Annotated in this window: 5 protein-coding genes and 1 pseudogene; 5 read left to right on the top strand and 1 reads right to left on the bottom strand. The window is 69.7% G+C overall.

The features are described from left to right. Positions 1–113 precede the first annotated feature (113 nt). The 5 genes and pseudogenes from purM (at position 114) to RWP81_RS13185 (ending at position 6,014) form a co-directional block, all read left to right on the top strand. On the top strand, positions 114–1,256 hold the full coding sequence (purM, locus tag RWP81_RS13205) for a phosphoribosylformylglycinamidine cyclo-ligase (RefSeq protein WP_314456820.1): 1,143 nt from the start codon (positions 114–116) through the stop codon (positions 1,254–1,256). Positions 1,257–1,262: 6 nt separating this feature from the next. After that, positions 1,263–2,738, top strand: coding sequence for an amidophosphoribosyltransferase (gene purF, locus RWP81_RS13200; protein WP_055959619.1), 1,476 nt, complete (start codon positions 1,263–1,265; stop codon positions 2,736–2,738). Beyond that, positions 2,735–3,952: an MFS transporter gene (locus tag RWP81_RS13195; protein WP_314456818.1), complete on the top strand. Its 1,218-nt coding sequence runs from the start codon at positions 2,735–2,737 to the stop codon at positions 3,950–3,952. The genes purF and RWP81_RS13195 overlap by 4 nt, the downstream gene beginning before the upstream one ends. A gap of 325 nt (positions 3,953–4,277) precedes the next feature. Next, a pseudogene (locus RWP81_RS16330) lies at positions 4,278–5,171 on the top strand (Ig-like domain-containing protein); the annotation flags it as partial. Positions 5,172–5,270: 99 nt separating this feature from the next. Next, positions 5,271–6,014: a hypothetical protein gene (locus RWP81_RS13185; protein ID WP_055959612.1), complete on the top strand. Its 744-nt coding sequence runs from the start codon at positions 5,271–5,273 to the stop codon at positions 6,012–6,014. A 222-nt stretch (positions 6,015–6,236) separates the two neighbouring features. Here the strand turns inward: RWP81_RS13185 and RWP81_RS13180 are convergent, their stop codons facing one another. Then, positions 6,237–6,371: a DUF3073 family protein gene (locus RWP81_RS13180; RefSeq protein WP_314456822.1), complete on the bottom strand. Its 135-nt coding sequence runs from the start codon at positions 6,369–6,371 to the stop codon at positions 6,237–6,239. Between the last annotated feature and the right edge of the window lie 2 nt (positions 6,372–6,373).

Genomic DNA, 6,373 nt, shown 5'->3' with positions numbered 1-6,373 from the left:
CCTGCGCCGACGCCGACACATGCGCCGCCGCCGCCCTGCTTGCGCTTGCGCCTGCGGCCACCGGCCCGACCCGCGCGGAACGCGCGCGCGTCCACCCCGGGTAGTCTGTTGCGGTGGCTTCCGCTCCCCACGAAAACCCCTATTCCGCCGCCGGCGTCGACACTGCCGCCGGAGACCTCGCCGTCGAACTGATGAAGTCGGCCGTGCGTCGCACCCACGGCCCCGAAGTGCTCGGTGGTGTCGGTGGCTTCGCCGGCCTCTTCGATGCCTCGGCGCTGCGCGACTACGCCAAGCCGCTGCTCGCGACCAGCACCGACGGCGTCGGCACGAAGGTCGCCATCGCGCAGGCCATCGACAAGCACGACACCATCGGCGAAGACCTCGTCGGCATGGTCGTCGACGACATCGTCGTGGTCGGTGCCCGCCCGCTCTTCATGACCGACTACATCGCGTGCGGCAAGGTGGTGCCGCAACGCATCGCCGACATCGTCGCGGGAATCGCGCGCGGCTGCTCGATGACCGGCACCGCGCTGGTCGGTGGCGAGACCGCCGAGCACCCCGGCCTGCTCGGCGTCGACGACTACGACGTCGCGGGGGCGGCGACCGGCGTGGTCGAGGCCGACCGCATCCTCGGCGCCGACCGCGTGCGCGGCGGCGACGTCGTGCTCGCCCTCGCCTCCAGCGGCCTGCACTCCAACGGCTACTCACTCGTGCGCCACATCATCACCGGCGCGGGCATCGCCTACGGTGCCGCCTCGGCCGACCTCGGGGGCACCTGGGGAGAGGCGCTCCTCGAGCCCACGCGCCTGTACACCTCGCCGCTGCTGCGCCTGCTCGACGACGAGGCGGTGGGCTCCGGCATCCATTCGCTCAGCCATGTCACCGGGGGCGGCATCGCGGCCAACCTCGCGCGCGTGCTGCCGCAGCAGACCTGGGTCGACGTCGACCGCTCGACGTGGAGCCCGTCGCCGGTGTTCCGCGTGCTCGCCGACATCGGCGGGCTCGAGCTGACCGCGACCGAGGGCACGTGGAACCTCGGCATCGGCTTCCTCGCCGTCGTCGCACCCGAGATCGCGGATGCCGCGACCGCGGCGCTCACGGCCGAGGGCATCGCCACGTGGCAGGTCGGCGTCGTCCGTGGCGACGCGCGCCCCGAAGGCGAGTACGAACAGGGCGCGAAGGGCGTCGACGGAGGCGCAGTGCGCCTGGTCGGGACCTACGCGGATGCCGGACACCCGGCGAACGGAGCGAGCTAACACCTCATGTGCGGCATCGTCGGCATGGCCGGGCAAGGCCCGGTCAACCAGGAGATCTACGACGCGCTCCTCCTCCTCCAGCACCGCGGACAGGACTCCACGGGCATGGCCACCGCCGAGGCGAGCGGTGTCTTCCACATCCACAAGGCCCGCGGCCAGGTGCGCGAGGCGTTCCGCACGCGCGACATGCGGGCGCTCCTCGGCGACATCGGCCTCGGCCATGTGCGCTACGCCACCAAGGGCACCGCGTCGAACGAAGAAGAGGCGCAGCCCTTCTACGTCAACGCCCCGTACGGCATCGTGCTGGTGCACAACGGCAACCTGACGAACACACGCGAGCTCACCCGCGAGCTGTTCAGCAAGGACCGCCGCCACCTCAACACCAGCAGCGACACCGAGCTGCTCGTGAACATCCTGGGTTCCGAGCTGCAGTCCGAGATCACCGGACCCGATCTCGACCCCGCGCAGGTCTTCCGCGCGGTCGCCCGCGTGCACGAGCGCGTCGAGGGCTCCTACGCCTCCATCGCCCTCATCGCCGGCTACGGACTCCTCGCCTTCCGCGACCCGTTCGGCATCCGTCCCCTCATCCTCGGCAAGCGCCCCGCCGCCGACGTGCCGGGCGGCGAGCCGCGCGACGAGTTCATCGTGGCATCCGAGTCGCTCGTGCTCGAGAACGCCGGCTTCGAGGTCGTGCGCGACATCGAGCCCGGCGAGGCGGTGTTCGTCGCCCTCGACGGCACGCTCCACGCCCAGCAGTGCGCGCCGAACGCGACGCTGGCGCCCTGCTCGTTCGAGTACGTCTACCTGGCTCGCCCCGACTCCGTGATGAACGGCGTCTCGGTGTACGAGACGCGCTTGCGCATGGGTGAGCGTCTCGCCGACACGGTCGCGAAGTACACCCCGGCGGGGTCCATCGACGTGGTCATGCCGATCCCCGACTCCGCCCGCCCGGCGGCGATGCAGGTGGCCCGCAAACTCGGCATCGAGTACCGCGAGGGCTTCTACAAGAACCGCTACGTCGGCCGCACCTTCATCATGCCCGGGCAGGCGGTGCGCAAGAAGAGCGTGCGCCAGAAGCTCAACGCGATGTCGACCGAGTTCCAGGGCAAGAACGTGCTGCTCGTCGACGACTCGATCGTCCGCGGTACCACGAGCCGCGAGATCATCCAGATGGCACGGGATGCCGGGGCGCTCAGCGTGACGTTCGCGTCGGCCGCCCCGCCCGTTCGGTACCCGCACGTGTACGGAATCAACATGCCCTCGCGCCACGAGCTCGTCGCGCACGACCGCACGATCCCCGAGATCGCCGCGGAGCTCGGGTGCGACTACCTGGTGTACCAGGAGGTCGACGACCTGAAGGCCGCGATCATGGAGGGCACCGATCTGGTCGACCTCGACATGAGCTGCTTCGACGGCCGCTACGTCACGGGAACCGTGTCGGAGGAGTACCTCGCCTGGGTCGAGGGCAGCCAGGAGTCTTGACCCGCCGCGCGGCGGGAAATGTCGCGCTCGCCGCGGCCGCCGTCGTGCTGCTCGCGTTGACGCTGCGCATCGCGGTGGCGTCGCTGTCACCCCTGCTGACGGTGATCGGCCGCGACTTCGAGGTGCCCGCCGCGGTCGTCGGGCTCATCGGCATGGCGCCGCCCGTCGCGTTCGCCCTGTCGGGCATGGTCACGCCGGCGATCGAGCGACGTCTCGGGCTGGAGCGCACGGTGCTCGTCGCCGCGATCGTCGGCGCCGTGATGCTGGCGCTGCGCGCGGCCGCCGTCGACGCCTGGACGCTGCTGGCGGCCACCGCAGGTGTCTTTGCCGCCGTAGGGGTGGCGAACGTGCTGCTGCCCACCGTGGTGAAGAAGTACTTCCCCGAGCGCATCGGACTCATGACCACCGTGTACTCGACCACGATGGCCGTGGCGACGTTCACGCCGCCGCTCGTGGCCGTGCCCCTCGCTGAGGCGGTCGGCTGGCGGGGGTCGTTCGTGACGTGGGCGGCCGTGGCGGTGGTCGCGGTGGTGCCGTGGATCGCGATGAGCCTGCGCGCCCGTGCCTCGCGCTCCGACATCGTCGCGCAACCCCGGGCGTCGGTGCTGTCGCGCATCGTGCGGGTGCCGCAGACCTGGGCGCTGGTGATCACGTTCGGCGTGAACTCCGCCGTCGCGTACGGGATGTTCGCGTGGCTGCCGCTGATCCTCATCGACGACGCCGGGGTGGATGCCGCCGAGGCGGGCGGTCTGCTCGCCCTGTTCGCGTTCATGGGGCTTCCGGTCTCGCTGCTGGTGCCCGTGCTCGTGGCGCGCCTCGGGCGGACGACCCCGTTCTACGCGGTGGCGATCCTCGGAGGACTGACGGGGATCGTCGGTCTTCTCGTGGCGCCCGCGGCGGCGACCGCACTGTGGGTGGTGCTCATCGGCATCCCGCCCCTCATGTTCCCGCTCGCCCTCGTGCTGTTCGGTCTACGCACGCGCTCGCACAAGACCGCCGTCGCGGTCAGCGCCTTCGTGCAGAGCACGGGCTACGCCTTCGCGGCGCTCATGCCCCTCGCGATCGGGGTGACGCACGAGCTGACCGGCGGATGGACGGCGGGGCTCCTCGTGCTCGGCGCGGCATTGCTGCTCGTCGTTCCCGCCGCGATCGTCATGGCCAGACGGGAGTCGGTCGAGGCGGCGTGGGAGAGGCGCACGGGGCATCGCTGGTGACATCGCTGCCGCCGGGGAGCGGCGAAAGGCGTAGTGCGGGTGGAGCTACCTTCCGCATGCCCCTCGACGTGACGTGAGCGGGCCCACCGGAGTCGGTCGTTCTCTGAACTTGCCCGGCCCGCGCCACATGGAGCCGACGTCCTCACGCTTCACCTTAAGGTGAACACGCCGCGCCCGTTGGTCTTCACCTTAAGGTGAACTCCCGCCTTTGCATCCCCTGTAGCGGGCGACATCGACGTCGAGGGCGCGCGACCCGCAGAAGTGACCGGCTTACAGTGCACAGCGGTTCGTGCACATCTGCGAACCACTGACTTCGGGAGTGTTCATGCCACAGCTCAGCAACCAGAATCCGACCGCATCATCGTCGGGCATTCCTCGACGGGCGGTCCTCGGGGCGTCGGCGGTCGCCGTTCCCGCCATCGTGATGACCGCGTCGTCGCCCGCGGTGGCGGCGTCCGGTCAAAAGATGTCCATCGTGCTGTCTCCCTCGTCGGTGGTGGCTGGAGGCACTTCGTCGGTGGTCGTGACGGTGAAGAGCGCGGCGGGCACTGCAGTGGTCGGACAGGCGGTGACGCTGTCGGCGGCGGCGGGTGTGTCCTTCTCGCCATCGACCGGCGTGACGCAGTCCGACGGCACTTTCCGCTCGACGCTCACGGTCGCCTCGACGCGTGCGGCCGGGACGGTCACCATATCGGCGGTCGTCAGTGGGGCCAATGCGAGCGCGGCCCTGTCGGTCAAGACCGTGGCGGTGGCTGTGGCGGTCTCACCGTCGTCGTCCGTCCGGGGTGATTCTGCGACGGTGACGGCGACGGTGAAGGATTCCAGCGGTGCCGTTCTGGCGGGTCGCGCGGTGACGTTGTCGACCTCGAGGTCCGGCGTGTCGTTCGCGGCGGCGAGTGGGACGACGAACGCGTCGGGACAGTTCTCAACCACGGTGAGGTCGACCACGGCGACCGCGGCGGGAGTGGCGACGCTCACGGCTTCGTCGTCGGGGGCTTCGGGCAACGCGTCGTGGACGATGCTCGGGGTGAAGGTGGCGGTGGCGGTTTCGCCGTCGTCGATCGGCGCGGGCGGGGCTTCCACCGTGACGGCGACGGTGACGGACTCCAACGGTGCCCCGTTGGCGAATCGGACCGTGTCATGGGGGACCACGTACAGCAAAGTGGGTCTCAAAAACGCCAGCGGAACAACGAACGCGGCGGGGCAGGTCCAGACGACGCTGCAGACGCGAGGCAACACGCCGGTCGGCGCAGGAACGGTGTCGGCGTCCAGTCTGGGCGCGTCGGGAAGCGGCGCCTTTACGGTGTCGACACCGACCTTGGCCATTTCCGCACCTCCGGAGATCGGGGCCGGCGGCAACGCCACGATCAGTCTGTCGGGCTGGCCCGGGCGCGATGTCACGGTCACGAACAGCGGATCCGGTATCGGTTACCCCAACGGGCCCACCGCGATCTTCGCCGCCAACGGCTCTGCCAGCGTCGTCGTGAGTGTGAGCAACGCGGCCGTCCCGTCGGTGACCTTCACCGCGACCTCGTGGGGTCTGGTGGCGTCCACCACGGCGCGCGTCGGCCCGGCTGGTTCGGCGGGAGCCGGCGGCACCCGACTCGACCTGGCGACGTTCACTGACGGGATCAAGCCGTCGAGGAACCAGGTCGTCGACGCGCTCCTGTTCGATGTTCTGACCGCCAGCGGGACGATCGTGCCTTCGAACCAATATCAGGTTCTCGTTCCGAACAGCGCACCGAGCGGGTTCGGATGGTTTGCCCTGAATGCCAGAGCCGGTGGAGGTGGGCTCACGGGCGGCTTCCGGGCGGTCTCTGCCGGACAGTGGCTGGTCGGATCCGGGGCGGCCAATGAGTTCTCCGAGACTTTGGCGTTGCGCCGGCTCGACGGCGCAGCCTTCAACAATCGGAGCGTTCCGACCGGATCGGGCTCGGACTACATCACGGCCAAGTCGCGCACGGGGGCAGCCTTCTCGTACAGTCCCGCGATCGGCCTCTTCGCCTTCGCGTCGGGCGGCGCACAGTACGTCCGCTTCGAGTCCCGGGTCGCGTGGGTGTGATGCGCGCGTCCCGCTGAACAACAGGACACCGCTGGCCGCACTCTTCCCGGAAGGGAGAGTGCGACCAGCGGTGTCCTGTCGCTCGCGTGATTGTGCGCACGGCCGCGGGAGTGCCGCAACGGCAAGACAGATCGACTACGCCACAAATGTCGACCGTTGCCGAGGTGCCGGGATGACTCACCGGACACCCCCGCGTCGGTACTCACGTATGAGGAAAGAGAGCTACGCCTTCTTGTCTTCGTACTCGTCGTTGTACTGGTCGGCCCACTTGTCGACGTACGCGTCTTCACCCGGAGCGGGGGCCCCCAGTTCGCGCTCGAGAGCCGAGTAGTTCACCGAATAGGTGTCGTACTTCAGCT

The organism is uncultured Microbacterium sp. (assembly GCF_963521695.1).
Lineage (GTDB): Bacteria > Actinomycetota > Actinomycetes > Actinomycetales > Microbacteriaceae > Microbacterium.
This window is presented reverse-complemented; position numbering and strand designations above follow the sequence as displayed.

Excerpts from the sequence above, each read along its gene's own strand:
- purF (WP_055959619.1), top strand. The coding sequence starts at position 1,263 with ATGTGCGGCATCGTCGGCATGGCCGGGCAAGGCCCGGTCAACCAGGAG.